Below are 22,952 nucleotides of genomic sequence, written 5' to 3'. Positions count from 1 at the left end.
TTTTTTGTGTCATTCTTACGTTAGGAAGAATCTCAAGCGACTTATTTTCAGTAGTAAATAATTCTAGAGATTTCTCCTAAGGTTGAAATGACAAGATTTAAGACAGCCTCGCTTTAGCCGTGCCGAGGGCTCAGCCCTGGCACAACGGAAAGGTGTGTCCCTTAGCTCTTCTAGGACTTAAGGTATAGATTACCCTAGATCTCTGATAAGAGAAACACGGGTTAAACACGGGATAAGTAGGGGACAAGTAGGGGTTAAATACAGGTTACAAAAGGCCGTTAAAAATGTTACATTTTGATATGATTAAGTGTTTTCACATCAATGACCTTATTTCTTTATTGTCCCGTCGGCTGTGCAGCGGGACTAAGTAAGCCAGAGCTTTCAGCTCTACTTTAGTTGTGCCGAGGGCTGAGGCCTGGCACAATGGAGCCTTGCGAACCTGTCTGCCGAAGGTAGAGAATCTTTTTCCATCATCCGATTACTGAAGGAGATCCTTCCATTCGTCAGGATGACAGGGATTAGTAAATCGTATAAAATTCTATTTCGACAGCAAGCTCTTTCGTCACGATTATATGCATTTTTATAGATTGATAATTACCAATAAACCTTTATAAAAGCCTGTTTCTGGCTCATAATCAATTGACAGTCTGAAAAATACCGTGATCACGGTATTTTGCGATAAAGCGAAAGGGCCTAAATTGCCGCTATCGGAAAATTGCAATAATTATGAGTCAAATCGCTTATTTGGGGGTAATTCTAAGTAGTTTAATAGGTAGTCTTATATTCTATTTCTATCAAAAGCCTGCATACCGTACCACGCATAAAATTTTATTGTTTACGCTGGCCTTTGTTTTCTTTTTAGAAGCAGCGGGATATTTTACCAGCAGTAGGGGGATCAATAATGTATTGCTTTATAATGTATGTGGTACATATCTACAGTCCTTTTTATTAGTCTACTATCTGAAATTATTAGAAGTAAATAAAAAATTCAAACGTAAGACAAACTATGTTTTTGGCGGGCTTTATATATGGGGTATTATTAATTCACTTTTTATTCAGCCCATTGATCAAGTTTTTCAATATTACAGTTTGGCTCCACTTGGCTTATTTATTTTGTTTTTATCAGGCCGATTTTTGTACCAAATAATTAAATTGAGGGTATATTCTGATGCCAATATTATGGCAGTTCCCCACTTTTGGATAGTAACTGTTTTAATCTTCTTTTATATAGAAGTATTGATATTATTAGGTGTAAACCACTTTATTCCTGCGATCGACTTTGAGGTTTGGAAACCTTGGCTAGGATTGAATAGGGTTTTTGCCGGATTGATGTATTTAACTTTTAGCCTTTCTTTTTATACTCCATTGATGTTTGTTGACCGTAAATTCAACTAATTTTGTAATTTTAAAATAATACTTAACCACCACAGGACAATTAATAAAACTACACTTAAACAATTTTAAACCATGAATGGTAAAAAGAAAGAAAAGATCACTAAAAAGCAGTTTGACGACATCACCAAGAAGTACAAAAACGAAGTTAAAAAGGGGCTTACTGGCATAGGAAAAGACGGTAAAGAAATCAAAGATCAAACTGATTGGATTTGGTTCAGTAAAGAAGAGATTCAAAATGTTTTGGACGAAGGAAAAGCCGGCATCAGATTTTATTTTAGCCAATATGATGAATCATTCGGCGAAGAGTTGGGAGAGGAATATGTTGGTAGACTTACCTTGGCTATGCTCCCTGGAGATGAAAAAATAGTTGCTGAAGCTACTTCTGAGGAGGGAGAAAGTGCAGATGCCGAGAGAGATTATGCTTATAATTATGGGGGTATATGCCCTCCAGGTTGTTAATACCATTATTTTTGTGAGAAATCTTAAATGAAATGACTTTCGATCTATATTTCTACACAATAATATTGGGATTACTAGCTAGCCTGTCAGTCTTTTTTTTCAAGACTGACAGGCAATACCGTAAAGCACATGTCCTCATTTTTTCAATATTTGTAATTGTTGTACTTCAAGAATATGTTGCGATAACAATTAGAAACCTCAATGAAACGAATGATAACAATAATTCCATAGTATATAATATTGTTGGCATTTATCTATTAATTCCTCTCTACCTGTTGTTTTACAAAATGGTGTTTTTGTCTGAAAAGATGAAAAGAAGAATTAATATCTCCATTTTACTTTTATTTGTTTTAGGGATAGTAGACTCTTTATTTTTCCAGCCAGTCACCGAGGTTTTTCAGTATTATATGCTTTTATATGGTAGTTTGATAATCATATTATTTAGTATTTCATTTTATTATAAAGTCTTTACTAGGAATGACTATATAAATTCAAACCTTTTGTCCATACCTTATTTTTGGATTATTACCATGTTGTTTTTTTACTATTCTAGTACATTCTTGATTTGGGCTAGTTTCTCACATTTATTAAAAGCTGATTATCGAACTTTTGTTAATTCTTTATTTGACTTGAATAGGTTACTAGCAGGAGTTAGTTATTTGGTAATGGGCTTAGCATTTTATGCCCCAAAAGTGTTCCGGGGTAAGTATTTTATCACTTAATAAATTCCTTTATGGCAACTGATCCAGCGCAATTTATTTTCTTGATTACAGCCGGTGTATTGATCACTCTAGTGATGTGCAGTTTTATTGTAGTGTTGGTCCTATTTCATAGGCAGCAGCAGTTCCGCAATAAGCAAAAGATGGATCAGCTAAAGGCGGAATATGAGAAAACTATTTTGGGGGTGGAAAAGGAGATTCAGGAACAGACCCTTTCTTTTATTGGGCAGGAACTACATGATAACCTTGGGCAGTTGCTTTCCCTCACCAAGCTGACACTTAACCAGCCAGATCCCGAGAACTTCTCTGAAGGAAAGCGACTGATCAATCAGGCGATCAAAGAGGTGCGCACTCTATCCAAAAGGTTGAACCTTGACTGGGTGAAGGAAGTACAAATCCAGGATTTTATTGCCGGGGAGCTGGAGAAGATAGAAAAGTCAGGATTTTGTAAAACCCAATTGGTAAGTCAAGTCAATGGACTAAGCCTAGAACAGGATACCAAGCTGGTCCTGATCCGTGTGGTGCAGGAATGTTTGAATAATATTATCAAGCATGCAGAGCCCCAAACCATTTCCATCAACCTATTAAAGTTGGGCAATGACTTTTCCCTACAGATAGTGGATGATGGAAAGGGATTTAATACCGAGGATAAGTCCAAGGGCATGGGCATGCACAATCTGAAATCCAGGATAGCAACCATTGGCGGAGAACTGGATATCCATTCAGAGATAGGAGAAGGAACTGCAATAAAGTTAAGGGTTCCTGCATAATCACTCATGTAAATTATTTGGATTTGGTAAACTAATCCATTAAAACTGCTTATTTTAGCATTGCTGATAGGCTTTTTTACCAAAATCCATAAATAATGATCCGTCTAGTACTTGCCGATGACCATAAAATGTTTGCTAAGGGCATTGCCAATCTATTGGAAAAAGAAGAAGATATGGAAATCTTGTCCATTTTTTCCAATGGCAAAGAGCTAGTAGAATACGTTAAGAATAATGAGGTTGATGTGGTGTTGACGGATATGAATATGCCTGGCTTGGATGGATTGGGGGCGATAGAGCAGATCAATAAGCAAAAAATCAAGACTAAAATGATCGTACTTTCCATGTACGATGATGAGGACATTTTTAAGAAGTGCCAAAAGCAGGGAGTGGATGCCTATGTGCTGAAGGATGCCGATCCCGATGAGTTGATTTATACGATTAGAGAGGTTTTTGAAGGCCATCATGTGATGCATTTCGAGCGGGTGCTTAAGCAGGTGGATGAAGATCAATACTTTGATGCCTATAAGCAGAAGTTTAAATTGTCCCGTAGGGAATTACAGATCCTCAAGCTGATCAAGGATGGCCACAGCAACCAAAATATTGCTGAGGAATTGTTTTTAAGTGTATATACAGTGGAAACCCACAGGAAAAATATTCATAATAAATTGGGCGTAAACAATAGCGTAGAGCTGATGCGTAAGGCCATTGAAATGAATTTGTAAATGAGTAGAACCATTAAAACTGGACTGGTAGGTTTTGGGAAGGTAGCAGAAACCATGCATGCCCCATTGATCCAACAAGAACCTCTGCTGGACCTGATAGCAGTAGTAGAAAGACACCATGAAAAGTCCAAAGAAGATTATCCCCAAGTAACGGTTTATAAGAGTTTGGAAGCCATGCTTGAACAATCGGATGTAGAATTGGTGGTCATTTGTACGCCGAATGAATGGCATTTTCTACAGGCCAAGGCAGCCTTAGAAGCTGGCAAGCATGTGGTTGTGGACAAACCCATCACGGTGAATTCTTCAGAGGCTGAAGCACTGGTTAAACTGGCCAATGAAAAGGGACTCGTTCTTACTGCCTACCAGAACAGACGCTTGGATGGGGATTTTCAAACCATCCAAAAAATGCTGAGTGAGAAGGTCCTGGGAAATATTGTCCATTTCGAATCCCATTTTGATAGGTTTAGGCCTGAGCCAAATCATAATTGGAGAGAGAAAGAGGTGCCAGGAAGTGGTATATTATATGATTTGGGTGCTCACCTTATTGATCAGGCATTGATACTTTTCGGTCAACCTAAATGGGTCTATGCTGAGATTCTCAAACAGCGTGAGGGAGTGGATGCTGATGACTTTTTCGATATCACCATGATGTATGCGCATACCAAGGTCCGGTTGACTGCCAGTATCTTGATGAATGCCAAATTGCCCAAGTTCCTCGTGCTAGGAGATAAGGGGTCTTATAGTAAGTTTGGTTTGGATGTTCAGGAAGCGGCTTTGAAAGCTGGGATTGTGCCAGGCGGTGAAGGTTGGGGAGAAGAACCAGAATCAGGTTGGGGAGAGGTGTTTTTGGCTCATGAAACCTATCCCTATCCTACCTTGAAGGGAGATTATCCAGCTTACTATAAAAATATTGCCATGGTATTGAATGGCAAGGAGGCCTTATTGGTTCAGGCGGAAGAGGCCATCCAAACCTTGAAAATCATAGAAGCTGCTCAGCAAAGCCATGTGGAAGGCAGAAGGATTTATATGTAGTTTGTTTGACCCTATTTGTTCAATTTTAGTCTGCCCTGAATTTCTGGGGCAGCGTATATTGTTTTTAATGAGGAATTATTGATATACTTTTAATATGCATTAGGGAAGCGGTGTGATGATTTTAGAGCGTATCACATTACTGGAAGAGATGCTTCCTGTCGTCAGCATGACAATATTGATTGGATTCAATGGTAGACTTTTATACGCCATCATTCATAATGGACAGAAGCTTTGTCATCCTAAAGCTCTATAAGAAAAGGATCTCATCCAGGAACAAATAGCAAAAGAGATTCCTTGCAGAGAAATCGGTATGGAAATCTAGTTCGCAAATAGCTGGCTGGGGTCTTTAAAGGACTTGAATTCCAATGCATTTCCACTGGGGTCCAGAAAGAACATGGTCGCCTGTTCACCAACTTTTCCTTGAAAGCGGATGCCTGGTGCTATGATAAATTCAATGCCTTCTGTTTCTAGTTTTTCAGCCAGTTCATGCCATTGATCCCAGGGAAGAACAGCTCCAAAATGCCTGACAGGAACTTGTTTGCCATCTACTTCATTGGCTTGGGTATCTTTTATTTCCTCAGGTTTTACATGGGCGGATAGCTGGTGACCGAAGAAATTGAAATCAATCCATTTGTCCGTGCTTCTTCCTATCTCGCAGCCTAAGATATCCTGATAAAAGGCCCTGGTAGTCTCAATATCTTTTATGGGAAAAGCTAGGTGAAAAGGATGGTAATCTTGCATATTTTCTAACTTTGGGTGAGTATTTGTAAAGCTGTCATGAAAATAGCAGATTCTTTTAAAAATTACCATGCAAAATAAAACTGTTTCATTGGTGCTTTCCAGTGGAGGAGCACGAGGCCTGGCCCATATTGGTGTGATCGAGGCTTTGGAAGAACGAGGCTATACGATCAAGTCCATAGCAGGCTGTTCCATGGGGGCCTTGATAGGAGGAATATATGCCAAGGGGAAGTTGTCTGAATATAGAAATTGGATCTGTAATTTGGATCGGATTGACGTATTTTCCCTTATGGACTTTACGCTTTCTACTAGGGGATTTATTAAGGGTAATAAAGTATTTCAAGAAGTGGAGGCTTTGGTAGGGGATGATCTGATAGAAAATCTGCCCATACCTTTTTCTTGCAATGCGGTGGATATTCATAGTGGTGAAGAAAGAATTTTTAAGGAAGGTAAGCTTTTTCGGGCCATCAGGGCTTCAGCTGCTATACCGACAGTAATCAAGCCATTTCCAATTGGATCAAATGAGTATGTGGATGGAGCCGTCTTAAATCCCATACCTATGAACCTTGCCCTGAACCATGGAAATGATCTACTAATGGTTTCCAATGTAAATGCGCCTGTATCTCCTATTAATTGGGATGTTTATAAAAGTAAGGATAGTTCGTTGATAACAGTGCCCGCTTGGGTTAATGAATACAGGAATAAAATGACTAAATATTTCCCTCAAGAGAAAAAGGAAAAGCCAAAAAACACCAGCTTTTTAGACCTAATGAATTTATCTTTTGAGTTGATGCAAGATAAACTTTCCGATTATATTCTTCATACTTACCCTGCAGATGTGGTGGTGCAGATGTCTAGAAAGCAGTGCGGGACTTTTGAGTTTTACCGGGCCAAGGAATTGATAGCATCGGGTAAACAATTGGCCTTAAAATCCCTAGAACAATTAGAAGCATGAATATTTCCGAATTAAACCAGCTATTGGGTAATATTGATATTTACCTTTTGGATCAAATTCTGAAGGGCCGATTTAGACCTGAAATGAGGATGCTCGATGCAGGATGCGGTGAGGGCAGGAATTTGGTCTATTTGATTAAGTCCGGATTTCAGGTCTTTGGTGTAGATCAAAATCCTACGGCCGTACAAATGGCCAGAACCTATGCCAAGACATTGCAACCTAAGTATGATTTGTTAAGGTTCCAGGTGGCAGGTGCAGAGGATATGCCTTTTCATAAGGGAGCTTTTCAAGCAGTGATCAGTTCTGCTGTATTGCATTTTGCTCGAAGTACAGCCCATTTTCATCAACTTTTTAGCGAAATGGTCAGGGTTTTGGAAGTAGGAGGTGTTTTATTCTTAAGGATGACCACTGGATATGGGGGAATGCAGGAAGCATCCAAGGAAATCCATGAGGGTGTTTATCAGCTTCCTGATGGATCAAACCGATTTTTGCTGACAGAAAAACTTTTGGAAGAGCTTATGATGGAACATCATCTTGTCCATCTGGAGTCACCTAAGTCTGTTTTGGTGCATGGTCAGCGGGCCATGGGTGTTTTTGTAATGCAAAAATTAAAATAAATCTTGGATGATTCTTATTTGTTCAATGCAGAACACACAGGATATTTCTATCTTTAACCCGGAATATGCATTAGCTTATCTATTATGGGTTGAAAATGCTTTAAAATCAGACGCTATGCTGCTGTTTTCGACTCTACTTGGCAGTAGACAGGTTCATCATAGCGGTGCTATGCCTTAGTCTCCAAACTGCTAGATTTTCTTGCAATTTCAGGCCTCACTATGATCACTAATGAATAATCCGGGTTTAACAAAATTCTTTTTAACGCAATAGTGTATGAACCTTCAATATATCATGGAGTTGGTGGGAACCTACTTCTTTGCCATTTCAGGAGCCTTGGCCGTACAGGACAGTGAGCATGATGTTTTTGGTGCGGGTTTTATGGGTTTTATCACGGCCATAGGTGGAGGGAGCTTGAGGGATGTGCTATTAGGCGCTTATCCTTTGGGATGGATAGATGATATCAATTATCTCTATACTATTATTGTTGGGGTTTTGACGGCCATATTTTTCTTTAGGATCATGTCCAAGCTTCGCAAAACTTTGATGCTATTTGATGCTTTGGGAATAAGTTTGTTTACCGTATTGGGTACTGAAAAAGTCTTGAGTTTGGGGCATGGTTGGGAGATCGCTGCCATTTTGGGAATGGTATCTGCGATTATGGGCGGCGTGATCAGAGATACCTTGTGTAATCTGACTCCGGTACTGCTCAGGAAGGAGATTTATGCCACGGCCTGCCTATCAGGTTCTTTATTATATTTATTACTGAGGGAGTTTTCTGTGCCTAGGGACGTCAATTTGATTATTTGTATGTCATTGGTCATAATCATCCGAATAGTAGCTGTTCGGTATAAACTTAGCCTTCCTCAGTTGGGCTGGGTGAGATAAGTCCCGTGTGGTGTAATTGTTTATTTATCAGGAAATAAATCTGGTATTTTAAGGTGTCAAATTGTAAATTGAATGAACTGAATTTTCGATAATAAAACCCAAATCATCATGGCAACTTTAAACCCTTATCTGAATTTCCTTGGTAATTGTGAGGAAGCATTTAACTTTTATAAATCAGTATTTGGAGGAGATTTCACCTATCTAGGTAGATTTTCTGAAATGCCTCCCCAAGATGGCGTAACCTTGACTGAGGAGGAAAAGAATAAAATTATGCATGTTTCCTTACCCATTGGCCCCAATACGATATTGATGGGCAGTGATGTGGGAGGTGGTTGGGCACCAAAAACCATAATAGGCAATAATATTTCTGTTTCCATTACAGCAGACAGTAAAGAAGAAGCGGACAAACTGTTTGGAGGATTATCCAAAGGAGGACAGGTGACCATGCCTTTGGCAGACACTTTCTGGGGAGATTATTTTGGTATGTGTACAGATAAATTTGATATCAACTGGATGGTAAGTTTCAATAAAAATGCCCAATAAAATATTTAAATGGGCAGTTAGCAAGTCTGTCTCTAATTTTGATTATGATGCGAAAGTACAATATAGTAGTCCTATTTTTATTTTCCTTGGTATTATTTTCCTGTCAAGGAAATAATAAGAATGAGGATAAATCTGAAAATGACAGTATTCCTGTTGTAGCTGAAGAAGTAGTCTCACAATCCAAGATGGAAGGGGTCTATGTCGACAATGCTTATGCCAAGCGAGGAGAGGGTTATGACTGGGTCTCCGTGGAGGTAAAGCCATTGGATAAATTTCATATGAGGGTAAGTGTGCGTTCAAGAGCAGATAAGAAAAAGCCAACTTGTAGCTATGATGCCAATGCTTTGATTGTGGATGAAAATACCCTTAAAGCCAATGAAAATGGGAAAATAGTTCTTTTTGAACTTCAGGATAATTCTTTGGTGATCAGTACGGAAAATCAGGAGGATGATGGGATTTTGTACTTTTTCTGCTCAGGAGGGGCAAGCTTGGCAGGTACTTATTCCAAGTTAGATGCTGAATTAGATGAATCCCAGGTAGATTCCAGATCCTATGTAAAATCATTGAGCCTCTTTGATGATATATTTATTCTTCAGGTACAAGATGGGCAATTGAGTGTGGAGGTGCCCAGTTTGGAAATTGATCAGGGACCATATACTCAAAATCTAAAGGGAGAGGTCATAGATGCTGAAATAGGTGATTTAAATATGGACGGAGAACCAGATATTTTTATTTATTCCAAAGACGAGCAAGGGTTTGGACATCTTATTGCCTATTCTGTAAATAATGGTAAATCCATGAGCATGGTGGCCGTGCCTGAGCTAAAGGATAATGCTGGAGCTTATGCTGGATATAAGGGCAATGATGAATTTGCTGTGGTGGAAAATAGTTTGGTCAGAAGGTTCCCGATTGATGGAGAAAATAAGACCAAGCAGATACAGTACAAATTAAAGGATGGTGAGGCTTCCAGACAGTTGGTAGTGGATAAGGTGGTAGAATATTAAAATCAAATTACTAATCAGTATAATAGAAAAGGTATTCATGAATCTTTATAAGGAAGGATTAATTTTCACTTTTTTACTCTTTCAATCCCTATTTATCTATGCGCAAAGCCCCAATATCATCATGATCATGACTGATGATCAGGGTTATATGGATGTGGGGTTTAATGGCAATCAAAAGATAAAAACGCCCAATATGGACAAATTGGCAAGCATGGGCTTGGTTTTTGACCGTTTTTATAGTGCAGGGCCGGTATGTTCTCCCACCCGCGCCAGTTATATCACCGGAAGAAATCCCTTGCGAATGGGGATAGGAAATGCCAATGAGGGCCATATGAAAGTTGAAGAGATCACTCTGGCTGAATTGCTCAAGCAACAAGGTTATGCCACTGGACATTTTGGGAAATGGCATTTGGGAACTTTGACCAAGCAAACCAAGGATGGTAATAGGGGTGGAAGGCCAGGGCAGGAAGTGCATTATAGTTTGCCTAGCATGCATGGCTATGATACCTACTTCTGTTCTGAATCCAAAGTGGCCACTTATGACCCTCTTAAGGTCCCTGAGGAATTTGAGGCAGGTGAAAGTTTGCGCTATGGTTGGAAGGCAATTGAAGAAGGGAGGGCCTCTAAAGCTTATGGTACTTATTATTGGGTAGGAGAGGAAGAAATGGCCAAGGATAATTTGGAAGGAGATGATGCCAAGGTAATAATGGACAGGGTACTTCCTTTTATAGATCAATCCCTTGAAATGGACGCTCCATTCTTCGCCAGTATTTGGTTTCACACTCCCCATCTTCCAGTGGTTTCAGATCTTCCGCACAGAGAACGCTATGCGGATCTAAGTTTTGAGGAACAATTGTATTATGGTACTATTACTGCATTAGATGAGCAGATCGGTAGGCTTTGGGATTATTTGGAAAAAAAGGAATTGGCAGAGCATACCTTGATTTTATTTTGTAGTGATAATGGACCAGAGCTAAGAACACCCGGGAGTGCAGGACCGTTTAGGGGAAAAAAGAGAAGTTTGTACGAAGGGGGAGTAAGGGTGCCGGCATTTGCAGTTTGGAAAGGTAAAATTGAGGCAGGTCAGAGGACTGATTTTCCAGCCGTGACCAGTGATTATTTGCCTACCATTTTGGATGTCCTAAATATAAGTTATCCGGATAATCGGCCAATTGATGGCGAAAGTTTTTATCCCTTATTATCAGGAGAAAAGCAAAGCAGGCAAAATCCTATTGGTTTTATTTATAGGGACCAACATAGGGTTTCATGGGTAAGTGAACAATATAAATTGGTGAGAGATGCACCCGATAGTCCTTTTGAGCTTTATGATTTATTGAATGATCCCAGCGAAAAGGATAATATTATCCAGCAGCTTCCTTTTGTGGCTTCAAAGATGGAAAGTGAACTTCAAGAATGGTTAGGGTCAGTTGAAAACAGTAAAAAGGGTGCTGATTATTGAAAAATAATATGATTATCCGTTATCGCACCAGTAGTTTTATTACTCACGGATTTCACGGATTACCACTGATCTAACTGGCGGACAGACAGGTTTAATTAATTATTTCTGTGGAATATGTGTCATTTTTGAGTTAATGTTTTGAAGGGTAATAATTACTGGTGGAATAATGATATACATAAAAAATAATTTATCCTATCAATATAAAAGGAAAATGAACCTAAGGCTGAAAGAAAATATACATTAGTAAAAAATATACAAAATAAGTGAGGTTTTCGTTGTAATAACTAAACCTTACGTCATGTCTTTTGAAATTGATCAACAAACGGTACAAGATCTAGAACTTTTTGGAGACCGACCAAACTCAAAAAGTATCTTTTCCTTTTTCAATCGTACCAAAACTTTTGGAGGTAGACTTCAGCTAAAGGGGCTTATGGAAAGTCCACTGGATTCATCGAAAGAAATACTGGATCGAAGAGATTCCTTCAAATTCTTTATTAAGGCAGGATTACCCTTTACCATTTCTTCAAGTCAAATGGATTTCATCGATCACTATTTTAGATTGAACAAAACCACTCTAAAGTCCAATTTTTTTGATGCTTATTTCCAAAACCTGTTTGTCAGACAGCGTAATCGGAATGATGTCTATTTAATTAATACTGGCGTGGAAAAGCTTGTCTATCTTCTTTTGGAATTGAAAAGACAACTTCCCCGCATTACAAAAAATTATATTCCTGAGCAGCTTAAGGCCTATTTCTCCTTCATTAATGATTACTTACAAATAAGGGAAATCTCTGCCCTTCTCAAGGAAGTAAAGAACTCACCGCATTGTATTAGACCTCATCAATTTGACTGGTTATTCAGGGATAAATATAAAAAGGAAACACAAGACTTGGTCAATATTATTTATCTATTTGATGCCTATAATGCTGTAGCCCAAACAGCTCTTATGAAAAATCTTTGCTTGCCAGATTTTATAGATTCGGCCATTCCCCAGTTAGAACTTAAAGGCCTCTTCCATCCTTTTTTGGAATTTCCCATTCCCTGTGATCTGGAGATGAAAGATGGACAAAACCTTTGCTTCCTTACAGGACCAAATATGGCAGGCAAATCCACCTTTCTGAAATCTTTAGGGCTTTCAATATATCTATCCCATTTAGGATTTCCCATACCGGCAAAAAGAATGCAAACCACCTTTTATAATGGATTAATGACAACTATAAACCTTTCGGACAATATGGGACTTGGACATAGTCATTTTTATTCAGAAGTGAAACGGATAAAGGAAGTCGCCCACATAATCAGGGAGAAAGGCAGCGTATTTGTAATCTTTGATGAGCTGTTTAGAGGTACCAATGTAAAAGATGCTTATGAGGCATCCCTGTATATTATAAAGTCTTTTTCCCAAATTCAGCAAAGCACCTACTTTATTTCTACCCATATTACAGAAATTGCAAGCCAGATTACTGATTGGCCCAATGTAAAATTCCACTATTTCGAAGCCAAAATTGATGAAAATCAGCTAAATTATAGCTATAAAATTAAAGAAGGTGTATCCTATGAAAGACTGGGGATGCATATTCTTCGAAAGGAAAATATCATCGATATCCTTAATCCCAAAAAGACCTAATTGAAAACTATGAAGGAGGCAAATCAAATTAACCAACTTATAAAACAAGTGGAAAGCTATGTCCATAACTGTCCCGATGAAGTCATGGCCATTGAATTATATGAGGGTTCTTTTCAAAATATCTCTGGAATGGTAGAATATCCGAAAACTTTTTTTGAATGAAATCATAAGGTTAATTAGATAGCATATGGATCTTTTCAATATTAAATAAAGTATTTGGAATCCAGCAATTCACAAACTTTCACCTTCGATAAAACCAATAATTTGTTGATTTTAGCCATATAAAAGCTTAAATTACATTCTACGCAAAATAAAATGTAATGGCATACAACACCTTTTTAGCGGATCGTATAGGGCATGTTTTGCAGCATGCCGGCAAACCTTTTGAAGCAAAGAAGATGATGGGAGGCCTTTGCTTTATGGTCGATGGTAAAATGTGCATCGGTGTTCATGAGGACCGCATCATGGCCAGAGTAGGTCCAGATCAATATCAGGAGGCACTCAAACAGGCAGGATGTATGGAGATGAATTTCACTGGTAGAAGTATGAAGGGGTTTGTGTTTATAGATGGGAATGTGGTGGACACCGAGCCGCAATTGGAATATTGGGTGGAAAAATGCCTGGAATTTAATCCTAAGGCAAAGTCAAGTAAAAAGAAATAGTTTTGTTCGTCATTCACTTCATTCTAACAATCCTACACCTCTTTTTATGAAGCCTGCTAAAAGAATTCTTCCACTGATAGTATTCAGCCAGTTTTGCTGTACTTCCATTTGGTTTGCCAGCAATGCCGTGATGGGAAACCTTTTGGAAAGTTTTGACCTTAGCAGTACTGCCTTGGGCCATCTTACCTCAGCTGTTCAGTTGGGGTTTATTTTTGGTACTTTGGTATTTGCATTTTTGAGTGTTGCAGACCGCTTTTCACCCTCCAGGGTGTTTTTGTTTTGTGCTATATTGGGAGGACTTTTTAATTTGGGCCTGGTATGGCCCGAGAATACTTTAGCAAGCTTAGTGGTGATGCGTTTTTTGGCTGGTTTCTGTTTGGCTGGGATTTATCCAGTGGGAATGAAGATTGCTGCTGATTATTATGAACATGGTTTGGGTAAGTCTTTAGGCTTTTTGGTTGGTGCGTTGGTTTTGGGAACAGCTTTTCCCCATTTTCTTCAGGCATTTATAGGTGATCTTTCTTGGGTTTATGTGATTGTTTTTATTTCAGGTTTAGCCGTTTTAGGAGGTTTTTTGATTGGGCAGTTTGTGCCTGATGGACCATACAGGAAAGCAGCGGCTGGTCTTGATTTATCAGCTATTTTTAAAGTGTTTCGAATTAGGGAGTTCAGCACTGCAGCGATCGGATATTTTGGACATATGTGGGAGTTGTATGCTTTTTGGGCATTTGTTCCCTTTATATTGATCAGTTATGGCACCTTCCATCCTCATGTTCATTTGGATATTTCATTATGGTCTTTCCTAATAATCGGAATGGGCAGCGTGGGTTGTATTATAGCTGGCTATCTTTCTATCAACCAAGGAGCCAAAAAGATAGCTTCATTGGCCCTGACCATATCAGGCTTATGCTGTTTGGTATCGCCTCTGATTTTTCTTCAGCCTTCTCCCGTTCTACTCATTATATTCCTTTTGCTTTGGGGCTTAGCAGTGGTGGCAGATTCACCTTTGTTTTCTACCATGGTCGCGCAAAATGCTCCAGTGGATTTTAAAGGAACGGCATTGACCATTGTTAACAGTTTGGGGTTTGCGTTGACAATTTTCAGTATTCAGCTATTGAATTATTTTAGGACTTCTGTCGATGCCCATTATCTTTTTATCGTACTTGCTGTGGGACCTGCTATAGGTTTGTCTTTCTTGTGGAAAGGAAAAAGCTAATCCAATAAATTGTTGGTTTGTCGAGTCTGAGAGCGGAGAATGATTAGGACGATTGCTGTCACAGCTCCAACTTCGCGAAGCAATATTATTAAGCAGCAATAGCTTTTCACGGTATTAAAAATTAATTTGTGGCCGAGTTTGAATTGACCACCAAGAAAGCAGGAAATTGCCGGGATTCTTTGATACAAAAATTGAGTTTCTAAAGGGTGTAGGCCCACAAAAAGCAGCCTTAATTAATAAGGAGCTTGATATATTTACTTTTGGTGAGCTCCTTCAGCACTATCCTTTCCGCTATGAGGATCGCACTAAATTCTATAAGATCAATCAGATCAACGGAAATCTTGAGCACGTTCAAGTAATTGGTAAAATCCGAAGAGTTGAAACTGTAGGCATTGCCCGTAAAAAACGCTTGGTTGCTTATATAGAGGATGAAACAGGGGAGATGGAGCTGACTTGGTTTAAAGGTATCCAATGGGTGGCGAAAAAACTGATTCCTGGTGCTACTTTTATTTTCTTTGGTAAGCCCAACCAATATGGTAGGAAGTTCAGCATCGCCCATCCCGAGATGGAACCGCTTACAGCTGCTCAAGAAGAAAAGAGTTTTTTCCAACCTGTTTATCCAACTACAGAGAAACTTAGGGCCAGGTATTTGGACAGCAAGGGGATTTCCAGGATAATGGATGTATTGGTCCAGAATGCCTATCCTCAGATACAGGAAACCCTGCCTCAAGAGGTGATGCAGCGGTTTAATCTAATGCCCAAAAAAGATGCGATCAAACAGATTCACTTTCCTGATGAGCCTGAACGTCTTAAAAGGGCCAGGTACCGCCTTAAGTTTGAAGAGTTTTTCTTTGTGCAGCTGCGGCTGCTCAAGTTAAAATTGACCAGAACCGAAAAGTTCCAAGGACAGGTATTGGGGAAGACTGATTTGGTGGGACAGTTTTACACAGAGCATTTGCCATTTGAGTTGACCAATGCGCAAAAGCGTGTGATCAAAGAATCTTTTGCAGATATGCGTTCTGGGAAGCAAATGAATAGATTAATTCAAGGAGATGTGGGAAGTGGAAAGACCATGGTGGCCTTTATTTGTGCCTTGATAGCCATCAGTTCTGGAACACAAACCTGTTTGATGGCTCCGACGGAAATTTTGGCTACCCAACATTTTGAAGGATTGAGGGAATATGCCGAAATGATGGGTTTACGAATTGATCTGTTGACTGGCTCCACGAAGAAATCTGCAAGGAAACGAATTCATGCAGACCTTTTAAATGGGCAATTGCATATTCTTATTGGTACCCATGCTTTGCTGGAGGATGTGGTCCAGTTCCATAACTTGGGCCTGGCGATAGTGGATGAGCAGCATCGATTTGGTGTGGCCCAAAGGGCAAAACTTTGGGCCAAGAATAAGCATTTCTACCCTCATGTATTGGTGATGACAGCTACACCTATTCCACGGACCTTGGCGATGACCCTGTATGGAGATTTGGATATTTCAGTAATTGATGAGATGCCAGCAGGGAGAAAGCCTATACAGACCGTTCACCGCTTTGATAAAGATCGGTTGAAGGTTTTTGGTTTTATGAAAAAGGAGATAGAGCTGGGCAGGCAGATTTATGTGGTATATCCCCTGATTGATGAATCCGAAAAGTTGGATCTCAAAAGCTTGATGGACGGATACGAGAGTATTTGTCGTGCCTTTCCCCAATATCCAGTCAGCATAGTTCATGGGAATATGAAGGCGGCAGATAAAGAATTCGAGATGCAGCGTTTTGTGAAGGGGGAAACCAAGATCATGGTGGCCACAACCGTTATCGAAGTGGGGGTGAATGTTCCGAATGCCTCTGTGATGGTCATTGAGAATGCAGAAAGGTTTGGGCTTTCCCAGTTGCATCAGTTAAGGGGGCGAGTGGGTAGAGGGGCCGAGCAGTCCTATTGTGTTTTGATGAGCAAATACGAGCTTTCCAAAGATAGTCGAGTGAGGCTGGATACCATGGTGAGAACCAATAATGGATTTGAAATTGCTGATGTTGACCTCAAATTACGAGGCCCTGGTGATTTGATGGGGACCCAACAAAGTGGTGTGGCGGATTTGCTGATCGCAGATTTGAGCAAAGATGCTCCTATTTTGACTATGGCCCGAGATGCGGCGCAGCAATTGATTCAAGAGGATGCTGACTTAAGATTACCAAAGAATGCTATGGTGCTAAGGCAGGTCAAGAGCCAGAAAAAGCATGCAGTCAACTGGAGTAGGATAAGTTAGTTTTCCTTTTTCAAAAAGAAGGAGTTTTTATGATTCAAAACTTATTAGATGGACCAATGTGATCTAATACTTATGAGACGCATTTAATTAATGTGCCGTTTTGTTTTGTAATAGTTTAACTGTCAATTGTTTATGTTTGTTTAGTTTGCTGTGATAAACCTAATTTTTTGTAAATTTATATCAGCGTATTTAGGGCTATTAGGTACAATAGGCCAATCTAATTTCATCATTCACTTGAGTGAAGGCCTTTGTCTTTGGTAGGGAATAGGTCGTTCCTACCCAATATAGGATACAATTTTTAACCTTTAACTGATTGTTATGAAGGGTTTATCAAATATCTTATTAATTGTCATTTTGCTGTTCTTTTCTTGCGGTGCTCCTGAAGAGACCAAAGAAGAAATGAAAATGGAGGCTGAAAATTCCTTAAGGCAAGCTGATTTGGATTGGTCAGCATCTGTCAAGGATTTTGATGCGTTTATTGGTTTCTTTGAGAATGATGCGGTAATGTTAATGTCCAATGCACCTGCTTTTAATGGAGTGGATGAAATAAGGGCAAATATGGAAGGTCCGCTTAGTGAAGAGGGCTTTAGCATAGAATGGGTGCCAAGTCATGTGGAGGTCGCTAATTCTGGTGATTTGGGATATACCATTGGAACTTATAGTATGACTATGGAGGACTCTACAGGGATGTCAATGGTAGAGAATGGAAAGTATTTAACCGTGTGGAAAAAACAGGCGGATGGAACTTGGAAGGTTGCTGCTGATATGGGCAATTCCAATGAGCCCATGCCAGGGCATTAATGGTTTAAAAAAAATAGAAAAGAGGCTGTCTCAGATTTTGTCATATCGACTTTAGGAAAAATCCATGATTTGAGGCAGCCTCTTTATTTTATTTTCTATTCAGAAATGGTACCAATTTCCGCGAAGGAAGCATCCTTTCCATCTAGGGTTTTGGTAGCTTTTAATTTGATAAATTTAGCAGGCACCGTACCAAAGCTTATTTTTTGCTCAATTGGGCTATTGGCGATATTGCCAAATTCCCCAGAACTTACCGTCTTCCAGCTTTTTCCATCTGTACTTACCGCAAAATTATAATGCTGGATCACCCCTGACATATAGCGGTTTTGCATAGGCATATAGGTAAATCCTTTCAAATTCACCTCCGTTCCAAGATCGATTATAATTTCGTTGCTTTTGCTGACATAGTTGGAGTGAATGTTTTCGTCAATGGCTTGTTCAGCTTTTTCTCCTCCATTTACTACTTTCCAGTTGGTTTTGGCTAGGTCCAAATCTCTTCTGCTTACTTCACTTACCTTTCCTGTAGCTTTGTCCAATGCAATAGCCTGAATGATTTGTGGCGTTTTGACATCAAATTCACCTTCATATTTGGTTGAATTCTGATCGGGTTGACTTCCATCTGTGGTATAATAGATGTCCACACCTTCGTCAGGAACCTCTAAACTCACTTTTCCAGCGATGGTTCTTTTGATTTCAGGAGCTAAGACTACCTTCGGTGCATTATAGACGGCCACTTTTGAGATAGTCGGACTAGCCTTGGCATCTTTGATAGTAAATCTTACCGCATTGGCAGTCACATCAGGGAATCTCAATATCCTTTTATAGCCAATAGTGGTTTCCGAAGCGATTTCTTCCCATCCATTTTCAGTTTGGGCTTCAACCGTAAAAGCTTTCACTCTTTGTCCTAAGGTAATATATTCTTGTGCCAAGAAACGGTTAAAAGTAGTAGGTCCATCAAAATTGATGGTTAATGATGCTTCGATTACTCCATCATTAGTCGCCCAATAAGTTTCAGGGTTTTCATCTATTGCATTTTCCGCTTCATAACCATTTCCTCTGCTTTCGGAGGCCTCGATGCTGCCTGCATTAGCAGCTAGGTCTTTAGCAAAATCTTCTTTTATTTTATCGGCTAATTTCAATACCTGCTCGACGTCATTCTCATGAATCAGGCCTCTTTTATCCACAGGGAAATTCAATAAAAGTGAGCCATTACGGCCAATGCTTTCATAATATATATCCAAAAGTGTAGGAAGTGATTTTACCTTGTGGTCTTCATATTCATGGTAATACCAACCTGGTCGAATGGATACATCCACTTCTGCAGGCACCCAATGGGTACCATTTTCTTGTCCATCTGCATATTCGGTGTGATAATTGGGCATACCTCCATATATTTCGTCACGCAATAAGTTGGACCATGTCGTTTTATAGGCGTGACCGCTTTCATTGCCTACCCAGCGGACGTCAGGACCTGCATCACTGAAAATTACAGCATTTGGTTGAAGTTCGCGGATGATCTTATAGGTGTTTTCCCAGTCATAGTAAGTCTTTTTATCTACTTTTCTTTCTTCATTGGCGCCGCCATAGTATCCGGTGCCTCCATTGGCACCATCAAACCATACTTCGAAAACATCACCATAATTGGTCAATAATTCTTTTAGCTGAGCTCTGAAGATTTCTATATATTCTGGAGTACCATAATGCTCGTTATTCCTGTCCCAAGGGGAAAGATATACGCCAAATTTCAATCCATACTCTTTACAAGCCTCAGAAAGCTCTTTGAGGACATCCCCTTTTCCATCTTTCCAAGAGGAGCTTTTTACAGAATGGTCAGTAGTTTCTGTAGGCCAGAGGCAAAATCCATCATGGTGCTTCGCCGTAATGATGATACCTTTCATGCCTGCTTCTTTGGCTACTTTGGCCCATTGTCGGCAATCCAATTCAGTGGGATTAAATGTATCAGGGGATTCACCGCCCATTCCCCACTCTATATTGGTAAAGGTGTTCATATTAAAGTGAACAAAGGCGTAATATTCCATGTCCTGCCAAGCTAATTGTCGCTCAGAAGGTGTGGGTGCTACAGGTGCAGGTGGCGATACCGGTTCAGTTTGACAGGCCACCATAATAAGTAATAATAGAAATGCTAAATTTTTTATCATTGATAAGGAGGGTTATAACGAGGCCTTAATATAATTAATAGTGTCTTATTTTTATAAATTTTAACTTTATATACATAATCTCTCATAAAAAGTGTCAAAATTGTATTAGTATTGGCAAGGTATTTTTAAGTTTATGTAAATTGAATCGTTTTATTTTATTAGGTGAAAAGATTTATAAATTGTAAGATTAATTATATTTTTTCAATGCAGATCTTAAGTACCATAGATCATAAAGGTCTTTCAATTTTTCTTTCTCAAAGGATATTAATCCTTATTTTTGGCAAATGAATTTAAAGTTTACCATTCTATTGGCCATTTTTATTGGCCTTCTGCCCAATTTGATTTTGGGACAAACAGTTTTGACCATTTTGGATGCAGAGACCCAAGAGCCGATTCCAGCCGTTTTGGTTAAGATCAATTCTCAGAATAAAGAAATTTCCGATGAGCAAGGTCAAGTGATTTTGGGTATTCAAAAAGTTGAGGAGGTCTCATTTTCACATATTTCTTATAATGATTTATGGATGAAAATCGATCCCGATGAAAACAGAACCATTTTATTGGAACGGAAAACCAATAGTTTATCGGAGGTGTTAGTTGCTACTTTTGGTTCTTCAAGATCGCTTATGGAACAGTCTGCTGCGGTAAGCCATATAGATGAAGAGGAGTTTTATCGCTTCAATGAGACTTCTTTGGTATCAGCCTTTAATACCAAGTCGGGAATTCGATTGGAAGAGAGGGCGCAAGGAAGCTATAGGGTTTCCATTAGGGGCAGTTCATTAAGAGCTCCTTTTGGAGTAAGAAATGTAAAAGTGTATTGGAATGGTATTCCTTTTACTTCTCCTGATGGTACTACCGCCCTGAATTTATTGGATTTGAATAATGTAAAGAAGGCTGATATTATTAAAGGTCCAGCAGGAAGCATCTACGGAGCAGGCAACGGTGGGGTGATCAGTTTTACTTCCAAGCCAATAAATGAAAATCGTGTACAATTGGACCTAGGAATTGGTGATTACGGATTGGTAAAATATGGTTTGGCGATACAGCAAAAGATAGCGCAGGGTAGTGTGCATGCTAATTATGTTCAACAAAAATCAGATGGATACAGGGACCATAGTGCATTGGATAGAAAAGTCCTTCAGATGGGAGCTAATTTTTTTCCATCCGATAAGCAAACTGTTTCTACAGAGTTATTGTATTCAGATCTTAACTATCAAATTCCCGGTGGCTTAAATGCCGATCAACTGGCAGAAAACCCACAGCAGGCCAGGCCTGGTTCTGCTGCCCAGAATGCCTCAATTGCCCAAAAAACCTTGTACGGTACTTTTGTTCATGATTATGATTTCAATGATCAATGGAATAACCATACTTCCTTTTATGTTCAAACAACAGATTTTGAAAATCCTTTCAATCTGGATTATAAAAAGGAAACGCAGTATGGTTATGGAGGAAGGACCAAATTTAGCTTGGATGATCAGTGGGCTGGTTTTCCAGTGAAAGTTATTGTTGGTGGAGAGTATCAATTTTCCAATACCAGCGCACAAAACTTTGGGAATCGTGGAGGACAAGCAGATACTATTCGGTTTAGTGACGATTTGATCACGACGCAAGCGTTTTTATTTCAGCAGTTTGAAGTAAATTGGACAGAAGCTATCCGAATGACCCTGGGGTTAAGCGAAAATTTCTCCAAGTTTGATATCAATAGGACCATTGATGCATCTGCTGGAGCGCCCTATGCGGTGGAGAGGACATTTGATCCAGTATGGGTGCCAAGGTTAGCACTTTCAGGTAAATTAAATGATCATTCCTCTATCTTTGGAAGTATAAGTTCAGGCTTTTCACCACCAACGATTGATGAGGTGAGGACCAATGAAGGCACGATCAATCTAGATTTGGAGGCTGAGAGAGGAATGAACTATGAAATAGGCTATAGAGCTAATTATTGGGAGGATAGGTTCAATATTGATATAAGTACATTTTATTTCAAGTTAGACGAAACCATTACCACCTATACCAACGAACAAGGAGTGGTACTTTTTCAAAATGCAGGGGCAACGAACCAAAAGGGATTAGAGGCCCAATTGGACTATGATCTGTATAGAAATGGTTTGTCTTGGCTTCAGGAAATAGCTTTGGTACATGCTTACTCTTTTTATCACTTTAGGTTTAAAGATTATGTGGATGATGGTGAAGTCTATTCTGGAAATAAACTAACAGGAGTGGCCCCAAATAATTTGGCTAATCAAATTAACCTAAAAACTAGGGCTGGGCTATATCTTAATATTACCCATCAGTTTGTAGATGAAATTCCGCTGAATGATGCTAATACTGTTTTTCAGGACAGCTATAATTTATTGAGTGCCCGTATGGGATGGAGGAAAAGCTTGGGCAGTCTATATGATTTGGAGCTCTATTTTGGGGCCGAAAATATACTGGATGAGCAATATAGTTTGGGGAATGATCTTAATGCCTTTGGGGGGCGCTACTATCAGCCGGCCGCACCATTGAATTTATATGGTGGAATTAAGTTTAAAGTGAAGTATTAAAGTAAATTATGTGTGTCCGCAATGTTGTGGGTAACCGAACTTTGTGAGGAACTTGTTGTTTTCTGTTCTTTTATTCAGGGATAGTTTAGCTTTTAGTGGCCTTCATGAATGCTAAGCATTTCCATCGATGAAAAGAACCAAAAATCTAGGCCGAGGAACCCTCTTCAAATTGAGCTAATTTCGTTTCCGAATGTAATACGTTTGTCTCAATTTGATTTTGTGCCATTTTCCGTAGGCTAAAAATGAGCGGATCTCGCTCGTCCACTTCGCGAGCTAACTCATTTTTTTAACGCCCCCATCAACTGTCCCAAAAACGAATGCTCCCAAGGCCGAATGATTAATTTGCGTACAAATATTTCGTTTCTATTGGGTTACGGAAAAAATTTAG

The 22,952-nt window shown here is 39.3% G+C and carries 20 protein-coding genes; 18 read left to right on the top strand and 2 right to left on the bottom strand.

The annotated features are described in order from the left end of the window. Positions 1-726 precede the first annotated feature (726 nt). From H7U17_RS12605 to H7U17_RS12585, 5 genes are all read left to right on the top strand, one after another. Positions 727-1,395, top strand: coding sequence for a hypothetical protein (locus tag H7U17_RS12605; protein WP_186757094.1), 669 nt, complete (start codon positions 727-729; stop codon positions 1,393-1,395). A gap of 72 nt (positions 1,396-1,467) precedes the next feature. Continuing rightward, the gene (locus H7U17_RS12600; protein ID WP_186757093.1) at positions 1,468-1,854 is read left to right on the top strand and encodes a hypothetical protein; all 387 of its coding nucleotides are present in this window, start codon (positions 1,468-1,470) and stop codon (positions 1,852-1,854) included. A gap of 733 nt (positions 1,855-2,587) precedes the next feature. Next, a complete protein-coding gene (locus H7U17_RS12595) occupies positions 2,588-3,343 on the top strand; it encodes a sensor histidine kinase (RefSeq protein WP_186757092.1) in 756 nt (251 codons plus the stop codon). A 95-nt stretch (positions 3,344-3,438) separates the two neighbouring features. Then, the gene (locus tag H7U17_RS12590; protein WP_186757091.1) at positions 3,439-4,065 is read left to right on the top strand and encodes a response regulator transcription factor; all 627 of its coding nucleotides are present in this window, start codon (positions 3,439-3,441) and stop codon (positions 4,063-4,065) included. Further along, entirely contained in the window at positions 4,066-5,097 is a 1,032-nt protein-coding gene (locus H7U17_RS12585) for an oxidoreductase (RefSeq protein WP_186757090.1), read from the top strand. It begins immediately after the preceding gene. Positions 5,098-5,415: 318 nt separating this feature from the next. On the opposite strand, the gene H7U17_RS12580 is transcribed toward H7U17_RS12585, so the two are convergent. Then, complete coding sequence (locus H7U17_RS12580; protein ID WP_186757089.1) at positions 5,416-5,838, bottom strand: VOC family protein; 423 nt, start codon at positions 5,836-5,838, stop codon at positions 5,416-5,418. A gap of 67 nt (positions 5,839-5,905) precedes the next feature. Between H7U17_RS12580 and H7U17_RS12575 the strand changes: the two genes are divergently transcribed. The 12 genes from H7U17_RS12575 to H7U17_RS12520 all read left to right on the top strand — a co-directional run bounded on the left by H7U17_RS12575 (position 5,906) and on the right by H7U17_RS12520 (position 17,865). After that, positions 5,906-6,790, top strand: coding sequence for a patatin-like phospholipase family protein (locus H7U17_RS12575; protein ID WP_186757088.1), 885 nt, complete (start codon positions 5,906-5,908; stop codon positions 6,788-6,790). Beyond that, a complete protein-coding gene (locus H7U17_RS12570; protein WP_186757087.1) occupies positions 6,787-7,407 on the top strand; it encodes a class I SAM-dependent methyltransferase in 621 nt (206 codons plus the stop codon). The genes H7U17_RS12575 and H7U17_RS12570 overlap by 4 nt, the downstream gene beginning before the upstream one ends. A gap of 274 nt (positions 7,408-7,681) precedes the next feature. Further along, a complete protein-coding gene (locus H7U17_RS12565; protein ID WP_186757086.1) occupies positions 7,682-8,293 on the top strand; it encodes a trimeric intracellular cation channel family protein in 612 nt (203 codons plus the stop codon). Between the two features lie 108 nt (positions 8,294-8,401). Further along, entirely contained in the window at positions 8,402-8,836 is a 435-nt protein-coding gene (locus H7U17_RS12560; RefSeq protein WP_186757085.1) for a VOC family protein, read from the top strand. 44 nt (positions 8,837-8,880) lie between these two features. Further along, a complete protein-coding gene (locus H7U17_RS12555) occupies positions 8,881-9,840 on the top strand; it encodes a hypothetical protein (RefSeq protein ID WP_186757084.1) in 960 nt (319 codons plus the stop codon). Between the two features lie 37 nt (positions 9,841-9,877). Beyond that, entirely contained in the window at positions 9,878-11,299 is a 1,422-nt protein-coding gene (locus H7U17_RS12550; protein ID WP_186757083.1) for a sulfatase family protein, read from the top strand. Positions 11,300-11,597: 298 nt separating this feature from the next. Beyond that, complete coding sequence (locus tag H7U17_RS12545) at positions 11,598-12,926, top strand: MutS-related protein (RefSeq protein WP_186757082.1); 1,329 nt, start codon at positions 11,598-11,600, stop codon at positions 12,924-12,926. Positions 12,927-12,935: 9 nt separating this feature from the next. Further along, positions 12,936-13,088, top strand: coding sequence for a hypothetical protein (locus H7U17_RS12540; RefSeq protein ID WP_186757081.1), 153 nt, complete (start codon positions 12,936-12,938; stop codon positions 13,086-13,088). 158 nt (positions 13,089-13,246) lie between these two features. Beyond that, positions 13,247-13,588: a TfoX/Sxy family protein gene (locus H7U17_RS12535; RefSeq protein WP_186757080.1), complete on the top strand. Its 342-nt coding sequence runs from the start codon at positions 13,247-13,249 to the stop codon at positions 13,586-13,588. 46 nt (positions 13,589-13,634) lie between these two features. Beyond that, the gene (locus H7U17_RS12530) at positions 13,635-14,804 is read left to right on the top strand and encodes an MFS transporter (protein ID WP_186757079.1); all 1,170 of its coding nucleotides are present in this window, start codon (positions 13,635-13,637) and stop codon (positions 14,802-14,804) included. 166 nt (positions 14,805-14,970) lie between these two features. Beyond that, complete coding sequence (gene recG / locus H7U17_RS12525; RefSeq protein ID WP_186757078.1) at positions 14,971-17,064, top strand: ATP-dependent DNA helicase RecG; 2,094 nt, start codon at positions 14,971-14,973, stop codon at positions 17,062-17,064. A 318-nt stretch (positions 17,065-17,382) separates the two neighbouring features. After that, the gene (locus tag H7U17_RS12520; protein WP_186757077.1) at positions 17,383-17,865 is read left to right on the top strand and encodes a YybH family protein; all 483 of its coding nucleotides are present in this window, start codon (positions 17,383-17,385) and stop codon (positions 17,863-17,865) included. Positions 17,866-17,960: 95 nt separating this feature from the next. On the opposite strand, the gene H7U17_RS12515 is transcribed toward H7U17_RS12520, so the two are convergent. Then, entirely contained in the window at positions 17,961-20,021 is a 2,061-nt protein-coding gene (locus H7U17_RS12515; protein ID WP_186757076.1) for an alpha-L-fucosidase, read from the bottom strand. 284 nt (positions 20,022-20,305) lie between these two features. Between H7U17_RS12515 and H7U17_RS12510 the strand changes: the two genes are divergently transcribed. Further along, a complete protein-coding gene (locus H7U17_RS12510; RefSeq protein WP_186757075.1) occupies positions 20,306-22,564 on the top strand; it encodes a TonB-dependent receptor family protein in 2,259 nt (752 codons plus the stop codon). Positions 22,565-22,952: the final 388 nt, after the last annotated feature.

Origin of the sequence: Echinicola salinicaeni, assembly GCF_014280965.1 — a bacterium.
Classification (GTDB): domain Bacteria; phylum Bacteroidota; class Bacteroidia; order Cytophagales; family Cyclobacteriaceae; genus Echinicola; species Echinicola salinicaeni.
Note: the sequence above shows the minus strand (reverse complement) of the source record. Positions and strands in the feature narration are given on the sequence as shown.